Source organism: Stutzerimonas sp. LR2, assembly GCF_055755175.1.
In genome coordinates this window covers 213,348-231,150 of the sequence record NZ_JBVTRR010000004.1, presented here as the reverse complement: position 1 = coordinate 231,150, position 17,803 = coordinate 213,348, and the positions used below count along the sequence as shown (strand labels likewise).

Here is a 17,803-nt window from a genome sequence, read left to right as displayed (position 1 = left end):
TCCCGCCCTTGGCCCACGCCTCTCGAACAATACGCCTATGACCATGCCAACCTGGCGCGAATGGCTGTTCTCGGCCAAGGCGCTGATTGCCGCCCTGATGGCGCTGTACATCGCACTGGCGATACCACTGGACAACCCGTACTGGGCGATGGCCTCCGTATATGTCGTGTCGCACCCGTTGTCCGGCGCGACACGCTCGAAGGGGATCTACCGAGCCCTGGGCACGCTGCTCGGCGCCGCCGCGTCGGTCGTGCTGCTGCCGGCCTTTGCCCAGCAGCCGATCATGCTGAGCCTGACAATGTCGCTGTGGATCGGCGCCCTGCTCTACCTGTCGCTGCTGGATCGCTCGCCGCGCAGCTACATCTTTCTGCTGGCGGCCTACACGGTGCCGCTGATCAGCCTGGCCGAGGTCAATCATCCCGCGACCATCTTCGATGTCGCGCTCGCACGCTCTGAGGAAATCCTGCTCGGCATCGTTTGCGCCAGCGTCGTCAATTCGGTGCTGTTTCCCAGCCGTATCGCGCCGACGCTGAGTGCAAAGATGGACGCGCTGCTGCGCGATGGCCGAGCCGCAGCCAGCCGCATGCTCAACGCGCGGCATTTGGGCGAAGCCGACCAGCGGGCGCTGAACGCGCTGCTGGTAGACGTCATGGGTCTGGACGGCATGCTCACGCACCTCGACTACGACAGCCGCAGCTACAGCTCGACGGTCCAGGCCCGTGAATTCCGTGCACGCATGGCCATGCTGATGCCGCAGCTGATTTCCACCGCGGACTCGCTGCACCGGTTGCAGCGGGAGCCGCACGGCCTGCTGCCGGAGCTGGAGGAATACCTGCAGGCGGTGGATCGCTGGATTCAGGGCGATGCGCCATCCAGCGACGCCGACCAGTTGCGTGAGCGCAGCCTGCAGCTAGGCACGTGGCTGAGTGCGGCCCATCCGACACAGGCGCTGGCCATCGACAGCGCCTTGCGCCAACTGCGCGCGCTGCTCGACCTCTGGCAGGACTGCCTGGCGCTGCGGCAGCAGTTTGCCGACGAGCGTGCCGACAGGCTCCCGGCGCTGCGCTATCACGCCCAGCAGCTGGCCGGCGGCCGGCGCCATCATGATTACGGCCTGCAGGGGTTCACCGCTGCTTCCGTGGCGCTGTCGGTGTTCTGCCTGAGCATGCTGTGGTTCGTTTCCGGCTGGCAGCACGGCTACAGCGGCGTGTTTATCGCCGCCGTGGCGGGTTGCTTCTTCGCCGGTCAGGACAACCCGGCGCCATTCATCAGGTCGTTCCTTGCCGCCACACTGGTCTCAATCAGCGCCGCCGGCATCTACCTGTTCGCGCTGATGCCCAACGTGCACGACTTCGGCAGCCTGGCCACGCTGCTCGCCGGGCCGTTGCTGCTGCTCGGGACGCTCGCCGGTCGTCCGCAGCATGCCGGAACGGTGATCCTGGTGGCGGTCCAGACGATCTCCAGCATCACCATCCAGCGTGCCTACCAGGCGGATTTTCAACTGTTCGCCGATATTGCCCTGTCCACTGCCTTGGGCGTGGTGTTCGCCCTGGTCTGGGCGCGGTTGACCCGTCCGTTCGGCACGCTCTGGGCCGCGCGTCGGCTAGTACGCCACGGCTGGCAGAATCTGGCGCAGCTCGCGGACCTGAGCCGCGGCGCCAATACGGTCGCCAGCGCATCGGCGTTCGTCGATCGTATCGCTCAGCTGCTGCCTCGACTGACACAACTCGGTGACCAGGGCCTGGCGCTGAACGATGTCACCCGCGAGCTGCGGGTCTGCTTTCGCTTGCTGGAATTACGCGAGCTACGCCCAAGCGGCCTCCTGCGCCGACAGCTGACGCCGGTCCTGACGATGATTCAGACGTATTTTCGCGATTGCGCCACGGCGCAGCGTGAACTGCCGCCCCCGGCCGCCCTGCGCCATGCCTTGGAAAGCACCGTTGTGTGTCTGCAGCAGGAGGCCCGGCAGGCGGCGCAAGCCCTCCACGGCCTGCGACTGGCCCTGTTCCCGGACGCGCCGGCCAGCGTGCCGTGTCGACCATCCACCGGGCCCGCTGACGCAGGTGCCTTCGCATGACGGGCCATCTCAATCTCTACGGCGTCTATGTGCCAGTCCTGCTGGTGACAATGCTGGCGGCCTATGGCCTGAAGAGCCTATTGGCCGCGCTGTTGCAGCGTGTCGGCTTCTACCGCTGGGTCTGGCACCCGCCGCTGTTCAATCTCGCCCTGTACATCATCGTGCTCGGCGCCCTGTTCTATTTCGTAGCGCGGATTTGAATCGTGAAGAACTGGATACCCACCGCCGGCTCGGTACTGCTGACCCTGCTGGCTGTAGCCATCGCCACCGTCGTCAGCCTGCACCTGTGGGACTACTACATGGAAGCGCCCTGGACCCGTGATGGGCATGTACATGCCGATATCGTCCAGGTCGCGCCGGATGTGTCCGGGCTGGTCACCGAACTGCGGGTGCGCGACAACCAGCGTGTCACGCGTGGCCAGGTGCTGTTCGTGATCGATCGGGCGCGCTTCCAGCTGGCCGTCGACGAAGCGAAGGCCACCGTGCTGGAGCGCCGCGCACAGCTGGAGCAGGCGCAGCGCGAAGCCCGACGCAACCGCGTGCTGAAGGATCTGATCGCCGCCGAGACGGTGGAAATCGGCGACACCCAGGTCAAGCGGGCCGAAGCGGCACTGGCAACCGCTGAGGCGGCCCTTGGCGTGGCGCAGCTGGACCTGGAGCGCACCAGCGTACTCAGTCCCGTGGACGGCTATCTGGGCGACCAGACCATGCGGGTCGGCGACTACGTGAAAACCGGCACGCCGGTGCTGTCCATCGTCGACACCAACTCCCTGCGCGTCGAAGGCTACTTCGAGGAAACCAAGCTGCACGCCATCGAAATCGGCCAGCCGGTAGACATCCACGTCATGGGCGAAACGCAGCACCTGCGCGGCCACGTGCAGAGCATCGCCGCCGGTATCGAGGATCGTGACCGGGTCCGCGGCAACTCGCTGTTGCCCAATATCGACCCGAGTTTCAACTGGGTGCGCCTGGCGCAGCGGATTCCGGTTCGGGTGGTGCTCGACGAAGGCCAGCCGAGCGACATCCGCCTCGTGGTCGGCCGCACGGCTACCCTCTCGGTGCTGCCGTGGCCGGCCGCCGACGCGAGCAGCGCGACACCATGAGCCGCTACCTGTACCCCGCCCTGGCCCTGCTCGTCACACTGCTCGCCGCTTGCAGTGCGGTCGGCCCGGACTACCGCGTACCGGACCAGGCCGTGGTGCGCCAGGCTGCAGCGCAGGCGCCATTCGATGCGCTCGGCAATCCAGAAGTCGAACAGACGCCGCTGCCGGACGGCTGGTGGCAGCTGTACGACGATCCCCTGCTCGACAGGCTGGTGCGCGAGGCGCTGGCGGGCAACCGTGACATACGCCAGGCCCATCACAACCTGCGTCAGGCCTATCAGGGCTTCCAGATGGCCCATCACGCCCAGGAAGTGGTGGTGGGTGGCGACGGTTCACTGGCGCGCGGCCAGCTGTCCAGCGAGGCGCTGGCGCTGGAAGAGAAGCTGCCGGTGATGAACCTGGCCGATGCCGGCCTCGCCGTGAGCTATCAGCTGGACCTGTTCGGCCGGCTGCGGCGCGGCGCCGAAGCCGCCGGCGCGACAGCCGACGCCAGTGCGTCGCTGCTCGAGGCGGCACGCATCAGTGCGGTAGCCGGGGTCGTGCGCAGCTATATGACGGCCTGCCATGCCGGCGAAGAGCTGGCCATCGCCGAACACTCGCTGGCGATCCAGCAGCGCCAGCTTGAGGTGGCCTCCCGCCTGCTCGCTGGCGGCCGCGGCAATGAAGTGGATGTTGCCCGCGCCCGAGCGCAGGTCGAGACCCTGCGCGCCGAGCTGCCTCCCTTCGAGGCGAAGAAGGCCGCGGCGTTGTATCGGCTCGCCGCCCTGCTCGGTCACACACCGGGCGAGCTGCCTGAAGGTGCCGCGGCCTGCAACCACGCCCCACAGCTGAGTCAGCCGATTCCGCTTGGTGACGGCGCCGCCCTGCTCCGCCGACGCCCCGACATTCGCGCAGCCGAACGAAGCCTGGCTGCGGCCACGGCACAGATCGGCGTGGCCACGGCGATGATGTACCCACAGATCAGTCTCGGCGGCACGGCAGGCTACACCGGCATGCTCGAACACCTCGGCGATGCGGTGACGCGGCGCTGGGCATTCGGCCCTTCGATCAGCTGGCACTTTCCAACCCAGGTCGATCGCGCTCGGGTGCGTGCCATGGAGGCCGGAGCAGACGCCGCCCTCGCCCGCTTCGACGGTGTGGTGCTGGAGGCACTGAGGGAAACCCAGACCCTGCTCAGCCGCTATGCGCATGATCTGCAGCGCGACCAGGCGTTGCACGAGGCGCGTGACGCGGCTCGCAACGCCGCCGATCACACCCGCCGGCTGTACCAGGAGGGTCGCCTGGGTTATCTCGACAGCCTGGACGCCGAGCGCACCCTGGCCAACGCCCAGGCCGCGCTGGCCGCCTCGCAGGCGCAGCTTTCACTGGATCAGGTCGACCTGTTCCTTGCCCTTGGTGGAGGCTGGCGCACGAGCCAGCCGCCCGCCGCCAGCCAGGAGGGCGAAGGTTGATGGACATGCTGCATGCGATGCGCGCCTTCGTCCGGGTCGTCGACACCGGTAGCTTCACCGCGGCAGCCAGGCAGACCGACACCTCCACGGCGCAGGTGTCGCGCCTGGTCAGCGAGCTGGAGAACCATCTGCACGCCCGCCTGCTGCAGCGCACCACCCGGCGTCTGGCGCTGACCGAGGTCGGTGCACGCTTTCTCGAGCGTTCCCGCGAGATACTGGCGCAGCTCGATGACGCCCGGCAGGAAGCCTGTGGCGCGCACCTCATGCCGCGCGGTCGCCTGCGGGTGCACTCCACCACCGGCCTCGGCATCCAGCTCCTGTCCGGCCTCGCCGGGCACTACTGCGAGCGCTATCCGGAGGTCAGCCTCGATCTGAGCCTGTCCCAACGCCAACCGGACCTGCTGGAAGCCGGGCTGGACGTGATCATCACCCTGTCTCGTGACCTGCCCGACTCGGAATTGATCGCCCAGCGGCTCGGGCCGGTGTTTCACGTCGTCTGCGCCGCACCGAGCTATCTCCAGCGGCATGGCGTGCCGCGACGGCCGACCGATCTGCATGACCACCGCTGCCTGCGGCTGCTCGATCCGGTGTTCGCCGACGACTGGCACTTCGTCGGCGACGGCGTCGAAGAGGTGATCCGCCCCGGCGAGACGTTCAAGGTGAATGTCGCCGAAGCCATGGCCAGCGCCGCCGAAGCCGGCATGGGTATCTGCCTGCTGCCTGACTACGTGGCGGCGCCGGCGCTGCAGCGCGGGACGCTGTTGCGCCTGCTGCCGCAGTACCGACTGCAGGAAAAGCAGATTCATGCGCTCTACCCCTCCCGCCGCTTTCTCGACGCGAAGATCAGGACCTGGCTGGACTTTCTCGCTCAGGCACTGCCGCGCGCCTTCGACGACTATCACCGGGTGCTGCGGGACGAGACGCATTGGGCCTGAACGATTGTTGCGCGCTCGGTAAAGGTGTTTCACCGGCGGCGCGGTTTTTCCGGCCCAGCGCGCTTCCTAGAATTGGCGGGTGGCAGCGGACGGGCAACCCTCAGTTCCGCGTTGCTGGCCGAATTGCTCCGTCGGCCAGCCGTCCGGCCACCTTCAGGCTGCTCCCCTCGTGGCAGCCTCGTTTATTCCTGACGCCCGCTGCTCGGCGGGCGTCGCTTGCAAGACCTGCCAATGCCCGTCGAAGCGTCTCGGGCGTGCAGGCGTTTCTGGAGGTTACCCGTGAAAAGACTGATCTGGATCGCCGCCCTGGCTTTCAGCGCCCAGCTGGCGCATGCCGCCGATGAGCCCAAGCCCTACCAGTACGGCGACAAGCTCGACATCGCCAAGGTCGTCTCGATGGACGTGCCCGCAGGCGGCTGCGAGATCGTGCAGGCCAGGATGACGTACGTGGACTCCAAAGGCGAAACCCACGAAACCACCTACCTGCGTCAGGGTCCGGACTGCATGGACCACTGAAAACGAAGTGCGACCGCCAATCGGTTGCGCCCGCTGACGCCTCAATAGCGCTGTGTGATCGACGCGCTATTGCCGGTGCCGTTCTGGATGATGGCCGTGGCGGGCACCGGGAATTCGAACTGTGTCGTCTGATTCAGCAGCGCGACGTTGCCATCGCCAGTCTGGGCGATTGACACGGTGCTGTAGGGAGTATGCTGCACCACATCGATTTCGTTGGCCGAACCGTTCTGGGCGATGTCGAGCACCGGGCTGTCATAGATCTGGTCGATATTGACGCGGTTGTCGTTGCCAACCGTATTGCCTCGAATGATCCCGTCACGGGTCGCCTGCCGGGCGTTCAGTTCGTTGCCGCTACCCTCCTGGGTGAAGGTGAGGCTACTGAAACCGGCCCATTGCGTTACCTGCGCGCGGTTAGCGCTACCGAGCTGTCTCAACTCGACCTGGCCGACGTAGTAGCGCCCGCCTTGCTGGTTGACCGCCGCTTCATTCGAGCCGCCGTCCTGATACACCGAGACCAATCCGCCATAAGGCAGGAAACCCTGCTCGATCGTGATCCGGTTGTCGTTGCCGAGCTGGTCGGTACGGGCGCTGCCGGCCCACTCCTGACTGATCTCGGTCAGGTTGTTCGTGCCAACGGAGCGGCTGTCGGCCTCGTTCATGTAATACAGCTGCGTAACCCGGTGAACATTGCCCGCTCCCTCTTGGTGAATGTTCGCCTGTGCGCCATTGCCATCCATCTGACTGACCTCGGCGAGGTTGTCCGTCCCGAGCTGAACGATGGATGCCGAATGTCCGGAGTAGATATCTCCGATCTGAATGACGCTTGCCTGGTTGGACGATCCGTTCTGCACCACTTCAGTCCAATTGTCGAGATTGAGCTGGTTCGTCTGCACCCGATTGTCACCGCCGTCCTGCCTGACCCGCGAATAATTGCGATCCCCCTGCTGCACCTGGCTTGCCGAGTTCCAGCCGTTCTGCTCGAGAATGATTTCGTTGTCATTTCCGGTCTGGGTGGCGGCGGTCTGTGCCAGCGCCAGTGCCGGCAGCGAGCCGAATAGAAAGCAAGCGATCAGCGGTTTATGCGAGAACATAGGGAACACTCCTTTGAAAGTCGTCGTCGGCCGACATCATGCTGACCCTGTCTGGCGTGTCCCTGCCGCTGCCACTCCCTGAACGCGCCGACTGTTTTGCCTGGCGCCGCGGAGCAAGTATTGCCTGTTCGGTGCAGACGAAACGGCGTTCGGACGGATGGCGGCTTAATCCTGTGCATGTTCGGTCCCCAATGCGCGCTACGCCCAATCCCGTACAGATTCCACCAGGTTGCGCTCCGTCCGCGCTGGACCTTTGCGGGCGAACCCGTCGCGCTTGAGCGGTCGGCTAACCATCGCGCTCTCCCGGGCACACCCGATGTCGGCGGCGCCTCGATCGCCAACCGCCCGATGGTCGGAACCCGGTCGGGCAGGTCCGCTCTACAGCCTATGCCACCGTGAGGAGGACCCGCCAATGCCTGCCCTGTCCGCAACCCCTGATTGCTGCTGGAGCGCCAGCGCGCCGCGTGGCGACTTTCCGCGCCTGACCGGCCACAGCGAATGCGACGTGGTGGTGGTCGGCGCCGGCATCGTCGGGCTGAGCGCCGCCATGACGCTATGCGAAGCCGGCAAGTCCGTCGTGGTGCTCGAAGCCCGCGAGGTCGGCGGACAGGTCACCGGGCGCTCCACCGCAAAGGTCACCACCCAGCATGCGCTGATCTATCGCTACCTGATCGATACCTTCGGCCAGGAACTGGCGCAGTGCTACGCCGACGCCAACCGCGAAGCCGTGGAGCGTATTCGTCACTGGGTCACCGAGCACGCCATCGATTGCGACTACGAGCGTCAGTCCGCCTACGCCTATGCGTGCTCGGCGGACTGGCGCCCAGCCATCGACGATGAAGCCGAAGCGGCGCGCCGCCTGGGCTTCGCGGCACGGGTCATCGACCAGCCGCCCCTGCCCTTCGCCACCGCCGGCGCACTGGAATTTCCGGATCAGGCCCAGTTCAACCCGACACGCTATCTGATCGGCCTGGCCAACTCGCTGCACGCCCGCGGCGGGCGCATCCATCAGCACACTCGCGCGACGAGCTTCGAGCGCCAGGGGCGCTGGCAGGTTGGCTTCGATGGCGGAAGTGTGGAAGCCGATCAGGTCATCCTCGCTACGCACATGCCGGTGGAAACGCCGGTCGACCTCGTCAGCCCGACTCAGCCGCGTTGCCACGTGGCCATGGCCTTTCGTCCGCAGGACGGCGCGCATCTGGACGGCATGTTCATCGGCGTCGACGAGCCGACTCATTCCATCCGCATGGGCCGTGATGACCAGGGGCCGCTGTTCATCGTACTCGGTCCGCGCTTCAGGACCGGCCAGGACGCAGACGTTGCCAGGCGGTTCGTCGAACTCGAACACTGGGCGCGCGGCCACCTGCCAGTGGGTGAGGCCGTCTGGCGCTGGTGCAACGAGGATTACGACACCGCCGACCGGGTCGCCTATGCCGGCGAGCCGGACCCGGAACAATCCCCCGGCCTGTTCGTGGCCACCGGTTTCAACGGCTGGGGTATCAGCAACGGCACCGCCGTCGGGCTGGGCATGGCCCGCCAGATCATCACCGGCCGCTGCCCGTGGAAGCAGCTCTACGACCCCAACCGTCCCTCCCCTGATGACTTCAATCAGAGCAGAGATAGCCAGACCAGGGTCGACGACCTTAATGCCATCGGCCCGGGCGAAGGCGGCGTAATCACCCGCGGCGATGAACAGCTCGCAGTGTGGCGCGACGATGCCGGCACCCTGCATGCCGTGTCCGCGGCCTGCACCCACATGGGTTGCAGCGTGACCTGGAACAACGCCGACCGGACCTGGGACTGCCCCTGCCACGGCTCGATCTTCCAGGCGGACGGCGAAGTCATCCACGGCCCCGCCATCGAACCGCTGGCCGCCCGCTCGCTTTGAGCCTTTCTGCAGGGCACCGCACTGGCGGATCCCTGCGTCACGCACGTGGCATGCCGCCCAGGGACGCCGTCGGCCTAATTCAACGCGAGCCTCGACCGATGGACGGCCAACGCCGCAACACGCTGCAGGATTTCCCATGCATTCCGACGACCATGACAGCTCCCGACGCAAGCTCATCCAGGGTGCGGCCGCAACCTTCGCCGCCGGCATGGTGTTGCCGGGCTTTGCCCAGGCCGCAGATGCCGACGCCACGCCGCAGGCGGCGCCCGCACCGCTGCGCGATCCCAAGGCTCTGCATCCGCAACCGCCCTTCGACAAGCAGTCGCAGCCCTGGCCCGGCCTTGCGCGGGACATGCAGCCACCGCCGGATCATGGCGAAAAGAGCTACCGCGGCTCCAACCGGCTTGCCGGGCGCAAGGCGCTGATCACCGGCGGAGACTCGGGAATCGGGCGTGCCGCAGCGATCGCCTTTGCCCGCGAAGGCGCCGATGTCGCCATCGGTTACCTGCCGGACGAGGAGCCGGATGCACAGGCAGTCGTGGCGCTGATCCGCGACGTCGGACGCAAGGCGGTGGCGCTGCCCGGTGACATCCGCGATGAGGCCTTCTGTCGTTCGATGGTCCAGAAGGCGGTGGAGGAACTGGGCGGGCTGGACGTTCTGGTCAACAACGCCGCGCGACAGAGCAGCGAGCAATCGATCCTCGACATTTCCAACGAGGCGTTCGATTGGACGCTCAAGACCAATCTCTATGCCATGTTCTGGATCACCAAGGCCGCCGTGCCGCATATGCCGGCGGGCGCTTCGATCATCAACACCTCCTCGGTCACCACCTACGACCCACCTGCCAACCTGCTGGATTACTCACTGACCAAGGCGGCAATCACCAATTTCAGCAAGGGGCTGGCCAAGCAGCTGATCGACAAAGGCATCCGGGTGAACGCCGTGGCGCCCGGACCGTTCTGGACGCCCCTGCAGGTCAGCGGTGGGCAGACCATGGAGAACCTGCAGCGCTTCGGCGGCGATACGCCCATGAGCCGCCCGGGCCAGCCGGCCGAAATCGCCCCGCTGTACGTGCTCTTGGCGTCCACCGAGGCCAGCTACGTAACCGGCCAGGTGTTCGGCGCCTCCGGCGGCAACGGTCAGCCCTAGCGCCGGGCCTGTGCCGCCTGCTGAAGGCGGCTTCAGCGCTTGTCCTTGCGGTGTCCTGGCAGGATCGCGCCGAGCACCTGCTTGGCGGTCTGCTTGATGATGCCGGCCTGGTCCGGATCGCCATGCAGCAGCACCGAGGCGTAGGCCTTGGCCTGCTCCAGCTTGATGTGCGGCGGCAGCGGCGGCACGTTGGGATCGGTACGAAACTCCAGCAGCACCGGGCGATCGGCGGCCAGTGCCTGCTCCCAGGCGGCGGCCACCTGGTCCTCACGGTCGCAGAAGATGCCCTGCAGCCCAATCAGCTCGGCGAAGCGGTGATACGGCACGTCGGGCAGATTCTGCGAAGCCTCGAATTTCGGATCGCCCTCCATCACGCGCTGCTCCCAGGTCACCTGGTTGAGGTCCTGGTTGTTGAACACGCAGCAGATCCACTGGTGGTTCTGCCACTGGCTCCAGTACTTGGCCACCGTGATCAGCTCGGCCATGTTGTTCATCTGCATGGCGCCGTCGCCGACCAAAGCCACCACCGGGCGGTCCGGATGGGCGAACTTCGCGGCGATGGCATAGGGCACCGCGGCGCCCATGGACGCCAGCCCGCCGGACAGGGACCCCATCATTCCACGCCGCATGCGGATATCGCGGGCATACCAGTTGGCGCAGGAGCCGGAGTCGCTGGTGATGATGGCCCGCTCCGGCAAGCGCGGCGACAGTTCCCAGGCCACACGCTGCGGGTTGATCGGGTCGGCGGCCGCCATTGCCCGCTCTTCCAGCGTGCGGTCCCAATCGGCGCGCCATGCTTCGACCTGTTGCTGCCAGCTGCGATCGCTCTTCTTCTCCAGCAGCGGCAAGAGCGCGCGCAACGTTTCGCCGGCCTCGCCGTGCAGATTCACCTCCATGGGGTAACGGATGCTCAGCATGTCGGGCTTGAGCTCGATCTGCACACCCCTGGCCTGACCTTCCTCCGGCAGGAACTCGGAATAGGGAAAGCCCGAGCCGATCATCAGCAGCGTGTCGCATTCATTCATCAGCTTGTAGCTGGGCTCGGTGCCGAGCAGGCCGATGGAACCGGTGACCCAGGGCAGATCATCGGGCACTGCCGCCTTGCCCAGCAGCGCCTTGGCCACGCCGGCGCCCAGCGTCTCGGCCACGGCAATGACCTCGTCGGTGGCCTGCAGCGCGCCAGCGCCGACCAGAATGGCGACCTTGCTGCCGGCGTTGAGCACCTCGGCGGCGCGCTGCAGGTCCGCGTCATAGGGAACGATCTTCGGCCGGCTGTAGCCGATACCGGAAAGCACGGCACCGTGAGTCCTCGGCGGCTCGCTGTAGGGCGCCTCCTGCAGGTCGTTGGGCAGGATGATGGCGGCGACCTTGCGCTCGCCGATTGCGCTGCGAATGGCCCGATCCACCAGGTGGCGTACCTGTGCCGGCGCGCTGGCCTGCTGGACGAAGGCGCCCGCGACATCCTTGAACATCGCCGGCAGGTCGATCTCCTGCTGATAGTGCGCGCCCAGCGCGGTGCGGGCCTGCTGCCCGGCGATCGCGAGCACCGGCACATGATCCAGACGCGCGTCGTACAGCCCGGTCAGCAGGTGTGAGGCGCCCGGCCCCGACGTGGCCAGGCAGACACCCAACCCACCGCCGAACTTGGCATCGGCCGAGGCCATGAAGGCGGCCATCTCCTCGTGCCGAGCCTGGATGAAGCGAATCTTGCCTCCCGCCCGGTTCAGCGCACCGAGCACGCCGTTGATGCCGTCGCCGGGATAACCATAGATGCGCCGCACGCCCCACTGGTAAAGCCGCTCGACCAGGTAATCTCCGACTGTCATGCCACTCATGCTGCCTCCTCTGATAGTTGCGTGCGCACTGGCGGGATGCCGATGCGGGCCCAGTCGCCGCATCAGGCGTTCAGGCGGTCGCGAATCTTTTTGGTCAGGCGCTGGCGGGTCTTGCCGATGGCCGCCCAGGGGTCGTCGTCACCCAGTTCCTGCAGGCGTTCCAGCAGGTTGCGCACCGTCCACAGGTTGGCGCCCTTGAGGTCCGCCAGCTCGTCGCGGTGGATGGGTACGGAAACCGGCAGACCCTCGCGGGCGCGTACCGAGTACGGCGCGACGGTGCTGGCGCCACGGCTGTTGCGCAGGTAGTCGATGAAGATGCGTCCGACCCGGTTCTTCGGCCCGCTGACCGCGGAGAAATGGGACGGCAGGAGTTTTGCCAGATGCCTGGCAATCGCCTGACTGAAGGATTTCACCTCGCTCCAGTCATGCACGGGGTCGAGCGGTACGACGATGTGCAGCCCTTTGCCGCCGCTGGTCTTGAGAAACGATGCCAGGCCGATCTCGTCCAGCAGCGTCTGGGTCAGCTGGGTCGCCTCGAGCATGCGCTTCCACGGCAGGGCCGGATCGGGGTCGAGGTCCAGCACGAAGCGGTCAGGGTGCTCGAGATCGGGCGCCACGGCGTTCCAGCTGTGCAGCTCGATAGTGCCCATCTGCGCGGCGCCGACCAGCGCCTCGGCGCTGTCTATCACCAGCAGCGCGCCGTGCTTCGGATCGAGCGCCGGGTCCAGCTGGGTGATATGCGGGATGGCCAGCTTGTCGGCGTGCTTCTGGAAGAAGAGCTCGCCGGTGATGCCTTCAGGCGCGCGGACCAGCGCCAGCGGCCGGTTCTGCAATTGCGGCAGCGCCCAGGGGGCGATCTGCGCGTAGAAGCGGGCCAGTTCGATCTTGGTGATGCCGCTGCTGGGGTCGATGACCCGTTCGGGATTGGAAATCTTGATCCGACCGCTGCCGAGGGGATCGGCCTTGCCGGCGACGTTCGCCTTTACCCTGGCGACTGGTTTGGCCCGCTCGTGGGTGATGGCCTCGGCCGGCTTGTCGGTTCGCAGGCCGTGGAACACCGAGTGGCGCACCACACCCTGACGAGTCATTTCGGCATAGGCGACTTCGCACATCAGCTCCGGCTTGAGCCACTGCGCGCCACGTGCATCGGCTGCTGGGGGTGCCTTGGCCAGCGGGCTTTTATCGGTTTCCAGCTTCTTCAGCTTCTTGTGCAGGCTCTGCAGCGTTGCATGGTTGAAGCCGGTGCCGACCTTGCCGGCGTAACGCAGCTCGCCCTTGTCGTCGTGCAGGCCGAGCAGCAGCGCGCCGAAACCGGTGCGGGTACCCTTTGGCTGGGTATAGCCGACGATGATGAATTCCTGCCGGTTGCTGCATTTGATCTTCACCCAGCTGCTACTGCGTCGCGAGGTGTAGGTGCTGCCAGCGCGCTTGCCGATCAGCCCTTCGAGTTTCATCTGGCAGGCGCTTTCCAGAATGCTGTTCGGCTGCTCGGTGAAGTCCTCGGAGAAGCGCAGCAGCTCGCTGTCACTGCGCTCCAGCACCTCGCGCAGCGCTGCGCGGCGCTGCTCCAACGCCACCTCGCGCAGGTCCATGCCGTTCAGGTAAGGCATGTCGAACAGGTAATAGAGAATGCTGCCGCTGCGCCCCGCCTCGAAAGCGTTCTGCAAGGCCTGGAAGTCAGGCGTGCCCTCCTCGTTCGGCACCACCACCTCGCCATCCAGCCACCCGGACTCGAGCCCGAGTCCCGCAAGCGCCGCGGCCTGCTGGGGCATCTTCGCCGTCCAGTCGTGGCCGTTGCGGGTAAACAGCCTGACCTCGCCAGAGTCGATGCGCGCGAGCATCCGGTAGCCGTCGAACTTGATTTCGTACCGCCAGTCCCCGCCCGGTACCGTATCGACCAGGGTGGCCAGCTGCGGTTTGAAATGCTCCGGTAGCTCGGCCGGAACCGCCCCCTCGAGCGCGACCACCTTTGCTTTTCGCCTGGCCGGTGTCCGCTTTTTGGCGGGCGCCTTGACTGGCGCAGGCGGGGTTTCGGCCACGCGGGCCTTCGCGCCGCGCTTGCGCGGCACCAGGGTGCGGTCACTGAGCACGCTGTCGGGCTCGGCGGTGACGATGTCGTACTCGCTCTCCTCGCGCGCCGCCTCGTCACGGGATTTGATGAGGAACCACTGCTCCTTCTTCCCGTCCATCTGCGTGCGCACCAGGTTCCAGCTGCCGGCAAGCTTCTCGCCTTCCAGGCTGAACTTGAGCTTGCCCTTGCGATAGCCCTCCTGCGGGTCGCCCTGTGGCGTCCACACGCCACGGTCCCAGACGATCACGTCGCCGGCACCGTAATGCCCTTCGGGGATGTTCCCTTCGAAGGTGGCGTACTCCAGCGGGTGGTCTTCCACGTGTACGGCCAGCCGGCGCACGCCAGGGTCCAGGCTTGGCCCCTTGGGAATCGCCCAGCTCTTCAGGGTGCCGTCCAGTTCCAGGCGGAAGTCGTAATGCAGACGCGTGGCGTCGTGCTTCTGGATGCAGTACTGCAGCGCCTGGCTCTTGCGGGACTTCGGCCGTGCCTTGCCGGCGGGTTCCGGCGTGGCGGCGAAGTCACGCATGCGTTGGTAATCTTCGAGCGCCATGGCCAACCTCCGCGAGCTATGCCGGCGGCTATTCCAGCTTGCCGGCGTCGGTGGAAGTGTCGTTGGGGCCGCCCGGCGCCGAATGCCGGTCCGGACCGGTTGAAGGTTCCTCGCTGCCCGGCTGTGGTGCCACCAGCTGGCCGTCTTCGGTCACGGTACGGCCCTTGTGATCCTTGCGGGTTTCCACTTCTTCCTGCGGCGTGGGGTTGCCCATCGGGCTCGGACGTGACCCGGTATCGTCACGCGGCGTGCCGGCGGGAAACTGCGCCATCGCAGGCGCCGCAACCATTGCACTGAGCATTGCGCTGAGCAGCAGTCTTTTCATGTGGGGTCTCCGCGTAGGCTGGGTAGTCATGGCTGTTACTTAATTTGGTCATCCCCCGCTGGTATGAGTTCAGGAGGGCGGCGACCGGTCCGCCCGACGGGTTCCGATAAGCGGCACTGGTCTGAAAAGGCTAGCTAGAGCGCCCGGGCGACTTAATCCGCTCAATGGACATATCGCCGCATTTACAAGGCGAACAGTGCTGCTACGGTTGAAGGACGTCGGAACGCCAGCGGTGCGCAGCGGATGCTGTACTGCGCTTCAGTCACCTCCTTTGCTAGGGAGGATTTATGAATACGCGTCTTCCTCTGTTCAAGATCGAAGCCATCCTGCACACCTACCTGCGGCCGTTTCAGTGTGAATGCCGCGATGCTTCCGACAGTTCGCTCAGCGTGCGCCTCTACCATGAACCGCCAGATGAGGAACTGACCGTTCTCGGCATCTCCTACGACCAATGCCGCGACGCGGCCAATCTGGTGCGTCTGGCTCAGGAACTGCGCATCGAAATGTGCGCCACCCGCAGCACGCTGCCCGCCGAAACGAATCGGAGCGTGCGCACGGAGTGACCCGGCTCAGCGCGGCGCACGCGCCGCTCGGCCCCCGGCGGCCTGCCCCCGGCCCATGTACTTGAGAAACACATCGTGGCCGTAGCTGTGGGAGTGGGTCGCCTTCTGCCGGCCGAATCGCTGCCAGGCGCGTTCGTGCAGGTAGAACACCACGGTGTTGCACAGCGGCTCGATTAGGGCGACTGCGCCACCGATAACGACGCTTCCGGTCAACGCATAAACGACGATGAAAGCCGTAGCAAAGTGCAGCACGGCGAAGGTCAGGGTCTTGACGAGCGGTCGTGGTCTCATGGACGGCTCCCGACGGACAGGCACGGCCGTTTGCGGTCCTGCAACGGCCCTGCGAAAGAGGATGGGGAAGGCCCGGCCGAGGTGGCCGGGCAATCAGGCAAGCCGTCTCAGCGCTTGGCTTCGACGTTGGGTTCCAGCGCGCGGGTCAGGTAGGCCTGGGTCAGCTCCGCCAGGTGGTCGCGCAGCCAGTCGGCCATGGCGACCTCTTCCACCAGGATGCGCTCGCAGACTTCCTTGGTCTGCATGTCGCCAACCGCTTCGGCGGCGGCAATCAGGATCTTGTAGGAGGCGATTTCGAGATTCTCGAAGACGTAGCCCATCTGCGCGCCTTTGACGATCTCGTCATTGACCATCATGCCGCCCATGGCCTGCCCCATCGCCATCATCTTGCCGCCGAGGTCCTTGAGGCCGGAATAGGACTTGTCGTAGCGCTGCAGGCAGCCTTCGATCAGCTTGGCCTGGTTCTGCGTCTCGGTGATGTGCTGCTCGATCCGCGCCTTGAGTTCGGGGTAATGCTCGATACGGCTGGCCTGCTTGTTCAGCATGGTCTCGGCCTGCGCTTCCATGGCATGCGCATCGCGCAGCCACTCGATGAGGCGTTCGGTACGGACGTCGTTGCCGGTCTGTGCACTTTGCATGGGATCACTCCTCAGGTCTGGAAAAGTCGGGGGTCGAATGTGGCCCGCTTGGTTTTGTGAGAGACCCTGCCAGCAAGAGTTCCCCCTACCCGACCGGCGCGCCCCCAGGCGCAACGGCCTGAACTTTTGCCAGACACAGCCTGTCACTGGCCCTGACGAACGGTTAACCGGAGCCCCCCGCCATCGAACTGCCCGCCTATCTCTTGCAATGGGACCAGTACATCAGCCAGCCAGCGCTGCGCACGCTCGCTGCAGCCTTGTTCGTGGTGCTGATCCTCAGCCTGTTCGGCCGTCTGCTGACTGCTCTGATGCTGCGCCTGGCGCGGGCCTTCCTGTTCACCCGCGAGCTGTCCGAACAGCTGGAAAAGCCCATTCGCGTGCTGCTGCCACTGATGGGCCTGCAGGGCGTCTGGACCTCGGCGCCTGATGACCTGCTGCTGATCGACGGCGCACGGCATGTGACCACGCTTCTGATCATCGGCACCCTGACCTGGCTGGTGATGCGCCTGCTGCGCGGCCTTCAGCAGTTCATCCAGCTGCGCAACCCGGTGGATGTCGTCGACAACCTGCGTGCCCGGCAGATCCAGACGCAATCTCGGGTATTGCTGCGGACCCTGGCGTTCTTCGTTCTGCTGATCGGTGCCGCGGCGATGCTGATGACCTTCCCCGGCGCACGCCAGTTCGGTGCCAGCCTGCTGGCTTCGGCGGGGCTTGCAGGTCTTGCGGTGGGCTTTGCCGCGAGGCCGGTACTGGCCAACCTGATCGCCGGACTGCAGATCGCCATGACCCAGCCGATCCGCCTGGATGACGTGGTGATCGTCGAGAACGAGTGGGGCCGCATCGAGGAAATCACCGGCACTTACGTGGTGGTGCGGATCTGGGACGACCGCCGGCTGGTCGTGCCGCTGCAGTACTTTATCGAAAAGCCTTTCCAGAACTGGACCCGTCGTGGCTCGAGCCTGATCGGCACGGTGTTTCTCTGGGCCGACTACAGCCTGCCTCTGGAGCCGCTGCGCGAGGAGCTGCGGCGGCTCTGCAAGGACGTTCCCGAACTGTGGGACGGCCGGGTCTGCGTGCTGCAGGTGACCGATGCCAGCGAGAAGTCCATCCAGCTGCGCGCCCTGGTCAGCTCCCCGGATTCGTCGCGCAACTGGGACCTGCGCTGCCACATCCGCGAGAACCTGCTGGGCTTCATCCAGCGGCAGTACCCGCATTCGCTGCCGCAGGTCCGGGCCGATCTGAGCGTCGGACACAAGCAGCGCGTCGATATGTCGCAGCCGGAGCACGTCGAGCCGGAACGCCAGCCTCCGGTTTAGGCG

16 protein-coding genes are annotated in these 17,803 nt (G+C 65.9%); 10 read left to right on the top strand and 6 right to left on the bottom strand.

What is annotated here, in order from left to right; genetic code table 11:
* Nucleotides 1-37: 37 nt before the first annotated feature.
* From ACVRRC_RS15465 to ACVRRC_RS15440, 6 genes are all read left to right on the top strand, one after another.
* Nucleotides 38-2,077 carry an FUSC family protein gene (locus tag ACVRRC_RS15465; protein WP_472997197.1) on the top strand — a complete coding sequence of 680 codons (2,040 nt, stop codon included), beginning with the start codon at nt 38-40 and terminating at the stop codon, nt 2,075-2,077.
* Nucleotides 2,074-2,277, top strand: a complete 204-nt coding sequence (locus ACVRRC_RS15460) for a DUF1656 domain-containing protein (RefSeq protein WP_049338722.1) — start codon at nt 2,074-2,076, stop codon at nt 2,275-2,277. The genes ACVRRC_RS15465 and ACVRRC_RS15460 overlap by 4 nt, the downstream gene beginning before the upstream one ends.
* A gap of 3 nt (nt 2,278-2,280) precedes the next feature.
* On the top strand, nt 2,281-3,180 hold the full coding sequence (locus tag ACVRRC_RS15455; protein ID WP_125853889.1) for an efflux RND transporter periplasmic adaptor subunit: 900 nt from the start codon (nt 2,281-2,283) through the stop codon (nt 3,178-3,180).
* Nucleotides 3,177-4,631, top strand: a complete 1,455-nt coding sequence (locus ACVRRC_RS15450) for an efflux transporter outer membrane subunit (RefSeq protein ID WP_200631471.1) — start codon at nt 3,177-3,179, stop codon at nt 4,629-4,631. The genes ACVRRC_RS15455 and ACVRRC_RS15450 overlap by 4 nt, the downstream gene beginning before the upstream one ends.
* Nucleotides 4,631-5,566 (top strand): LysR family transcriptional regulator, encoded by a 936-nt coding sequence (locus ACVRRC_RS15445; RefSeq protein WP_125886062.1) that lies wholly within the window; start codon nt 4,631-4,633, stop codon nt 5,564-5,566. The genes ACVRRC_RS15450 and ACVRRC_RS15445 overlap by 1 nt, the downstream gene beginning before the upstream one ends.
* 279 nt (nt 5,567-5,845) lie before the next feature.
* The gene (locus ACVRRC_RS15440) at nt 5,846-6,082 is read left to right on the top strand and encodes a DUF2790 domain-containing protein (RefSeq protein WP_013982800.1); all 237 of its coding nucleotides are present in this window, start codon (nt 5,846-5,848) and stop codon (nt 6,080-6,082) included.
* A 41-nt stretch (nt 6,083-6,123) separates the two neighbouring features.
* Here ACVRRC_RS15440 and ACVRRC_RS15435 read toward each other — a convergent pair whose 3' ends face one another.
* The gene (locus ACVRRC_RS15435) at nt 6,124-7,173 is read right to left on the bottom strand and encodes a hypothetical protein (RefSeq protein WP_472997196.1); all 1,050 of its coding nucleotides are present in this window, start codon (nt 7,171-7,173) and stop codon (nt 6,124-6,126) included.
* Nucleotides 7,174-7,585: 412 nt separating this feature from the next.
* Between ACVRRC_RS15435 and ACVRRC_RS15430 the strand changes: the two genes are divergently transcribed.
* Nucleotides 7,586-9,061 carry an FAD-dependent oxidoreductase gene (locus tag ACVRRC_RS15430; protein ID WP_472997195.1) on the top strand — a complete coding sequence of 492 codons (1,476 nt, stop codon included), beginning with the start codon at nt 7,586-7,588 and terminating at the stop codon, nt 9,059-9,061.
* A 136-nt stretch (nt 9,062-9,197) separates the two neighbouring features.
* Complete coding sequence (locus ACVRRC_RS15425; protein WP_048329164.1) at nt 9,198-10,211, top strand: SDR family oxidoreductase; 1,014 nt, start codon at nt 9,198-9,200, stop codon at nt 10,209-10,211.
* Between the two features lie 32 nt (nt 10,212-10,243).
* Here ACVRRC_RS15425 and ACVRRC_RS15420 read toward each other — a convergent pair whose 3' ends face one another.
* The 3 genes from ACVRRC_RS15420 to ACVRRC_RS15410 all read right to left on the bottom strand — a co-directional run bounded on the left by ACVRRC_RS15420 (nt 10,244) and on the right by ACVRRC_RS15410 (nt 14,992).
* The gene (locus ACVRRC_RS15420) at nt 10,244-12,046 is read right to left on the bottom strand and encodes a thiamine pyrophosphate-requiring protein (protein WP_472997194.1); all 1,803 of its coding nucleotides are present in this window, start codon (nt 12,044-12,046) and stop codon (nt 10,244-10,246) included.
* A gap of 62 nt (nt 12,047-12,108) precedes the next feature.
* Nucleotides 12,109-14,667, bottom strand: a complete 2,559-nt coding sequence (gene ligD, locus ACVRRC_RS15415) for a DNA ligase D (RefSeq protein WP_048329160.1) — start codon at nt 14,665-14,667, stop codon at nt 12,109-12,111.
* Between the two features lie 28 nt (nt 14,668-14,695).
* Complete coding sequence (locus tag ACVRRC_RS15410; protein ID WP_048329158.1) at nt 14,696-14,992, bottom strand: hypothetical protein; 297 nt, start codon at nt 14,990-14,992, stop codon at nt 14,696-14,698.
* Nucleotides 14,993-15,279: 287 nt separating this feature from the next.
* Between ACVRRC_RS15410 and ACVRRC_RS15405 the strand changes: the two genes are divergently transcribed.
* Nucleotides 15,280-15,555, top strand: a complete 276-nt coding sequence (locus ACVRRC_RS15405) for a DUF1652 domain-containing protein (RefSeq protein ID WP_013982807.1) — start codon at nt 15,280-15,282, stop codon at nt 15,553-15,555.
* Between the two features lie 6 nt (nt 15,556-15,561).
* Here the strand turns inward: ACVRRC_RS15405 and ACVRRC_RS15400 are convergent, their stop codons facing one another.
* Both ACVRRC_RS15400 and ACVRRC_RS15395 read right to left on the bottom strand, forming a co-directional pair.
* Entirely contained in the window at nt 15,562-15,846 is a 285-nt protein-coding gene (locus ACVRRC_RS15400) for a DUF2061 domain-containing protein (RefSeq protein WP_019406137.1), read from the bottom strand.
* Nucleotides 15,847-15,953: 107 nt separating this feature from the next.
* Nucleotides 15,954-16,484 (bottom strand): ferritin-like domain-containing protein, encoded by a 531-nt coding sequence (locus ACVRRC_RS15395; protein WP_013982809.1) that lies wholly within the window; start codon nt 16,482-16,484, stop codon nt 15,954-15,956.
* 203 nt (nt 16,485-16,687) lie between these two features.
* On the opposite strand from ACVRRC_RS15395, the gene ACVRRC_RS15390 reads away from it, so the two are divergent.
* Nucleotides 16,688-17,800 carry a mechanosensitive ion channel family protein gene (locus ACVRRC_RS15390; RefSeq protein WP_014596716.1) on the top strand — a complete coding sequence of 371 codons (1,113 nt, stop codon included), beginning with the start codon at nt 16,688-16,690 and terminating at the stop codon, nt 17,798-17,800.
* Nucleotides 17,801-17,803 lie beyond the last annotated feature (3 nt).

Coding starts and splice junctions, on each gene's coding strand:
- ACVRRC_RS15465 (WP_472997197.1), top strand. CDS start 38: ATGACCATGCCAACCTGGCGCGAATGGCTGTTCTCGGCCAAGGCGCTG.
- ACVRRC_RS15460 (WP_049338722.1), top strand. CDS start 2,074: ATGACGGGCCATCTCAATCTCTACGGCGTCTATGTGCCAGTCCTGCTG.
- ACVRRC_RS15450 (WP_200631471.1), top strand. CDS start 3,177: ATGAGCCGCTACCTGTACCCCGCCCTGGCCCTGCTCGTCACACTGCTC.
- ACVRRC_RS15445 (WP_125886062.1), top strand. CDS start 4,631: ATGGACATGCTGCATGCGATGCGCGCCTTCGTCCGGGTCGTCGACACC.
- ACVRRC_RS15435 (WP_472997196.1), bottom strand. CDS start 7,173: ATGTTCTCGCATAAACCGCTGATCGCTTGCTTTCTATTCGGCTCGCTG.
- ACVRRC_RS15430 (WP_472997195.1), top strand. CDS start 7,586: ATGCCTGCCCTGTCCGCAACCCCTGATTGCTGCTGGAGCGCCAGCGCG.
- ACVRRC_RS15425 (WP_048329164.1), top strand. CDS start 9,198: ATGCATTCCGACGACCATGACAGCTCCCGACGCAAGCTCATCCAGGGT.
- ACVRRC_RS15420 (WP_472997194.1), bottom strand. CDS start 12,046: ATGAGTGGCATGACAGTCGGAGATTACCTGGTCGAGCGGCTTTACCAG.
- ligD (WP_048329160.1), bottom strand. CDS start 14,667: ATGGCGCTCGAAGATTACCAACGCATGCGTGACTTCGCCGCCACGCCG.
- ACVRRC_RS15410 (WP_048329158.1), bottom strand. CDS start 14,992: ATGAAAAGACTGCTGCTCAGCGCAATGCTCAGTGCAATGGTTGCGGCG.
- ACVRRC_RS15405 (WP_013982807.1), top strand. CDS start 15,280: ATGAATACGCGTCTTCCTCTGTTCAAGATCGAAGCCATCCTGCACACC.
- ACVRRC_RS15400 (WP_019406137.1), bottom strand. CDS start 15,846: ATGAGACCACGACCGCTCGTCAAGACCCTGACCTTCGCCGTGCTGCAC.
- ACVRRC_RS15395 (WP_013982809.1), bottom strand. CDS start 16,484: ATGCAAAGTGCACAGACCGGCAACGACGTCCGTACCGAACGCCTCATC.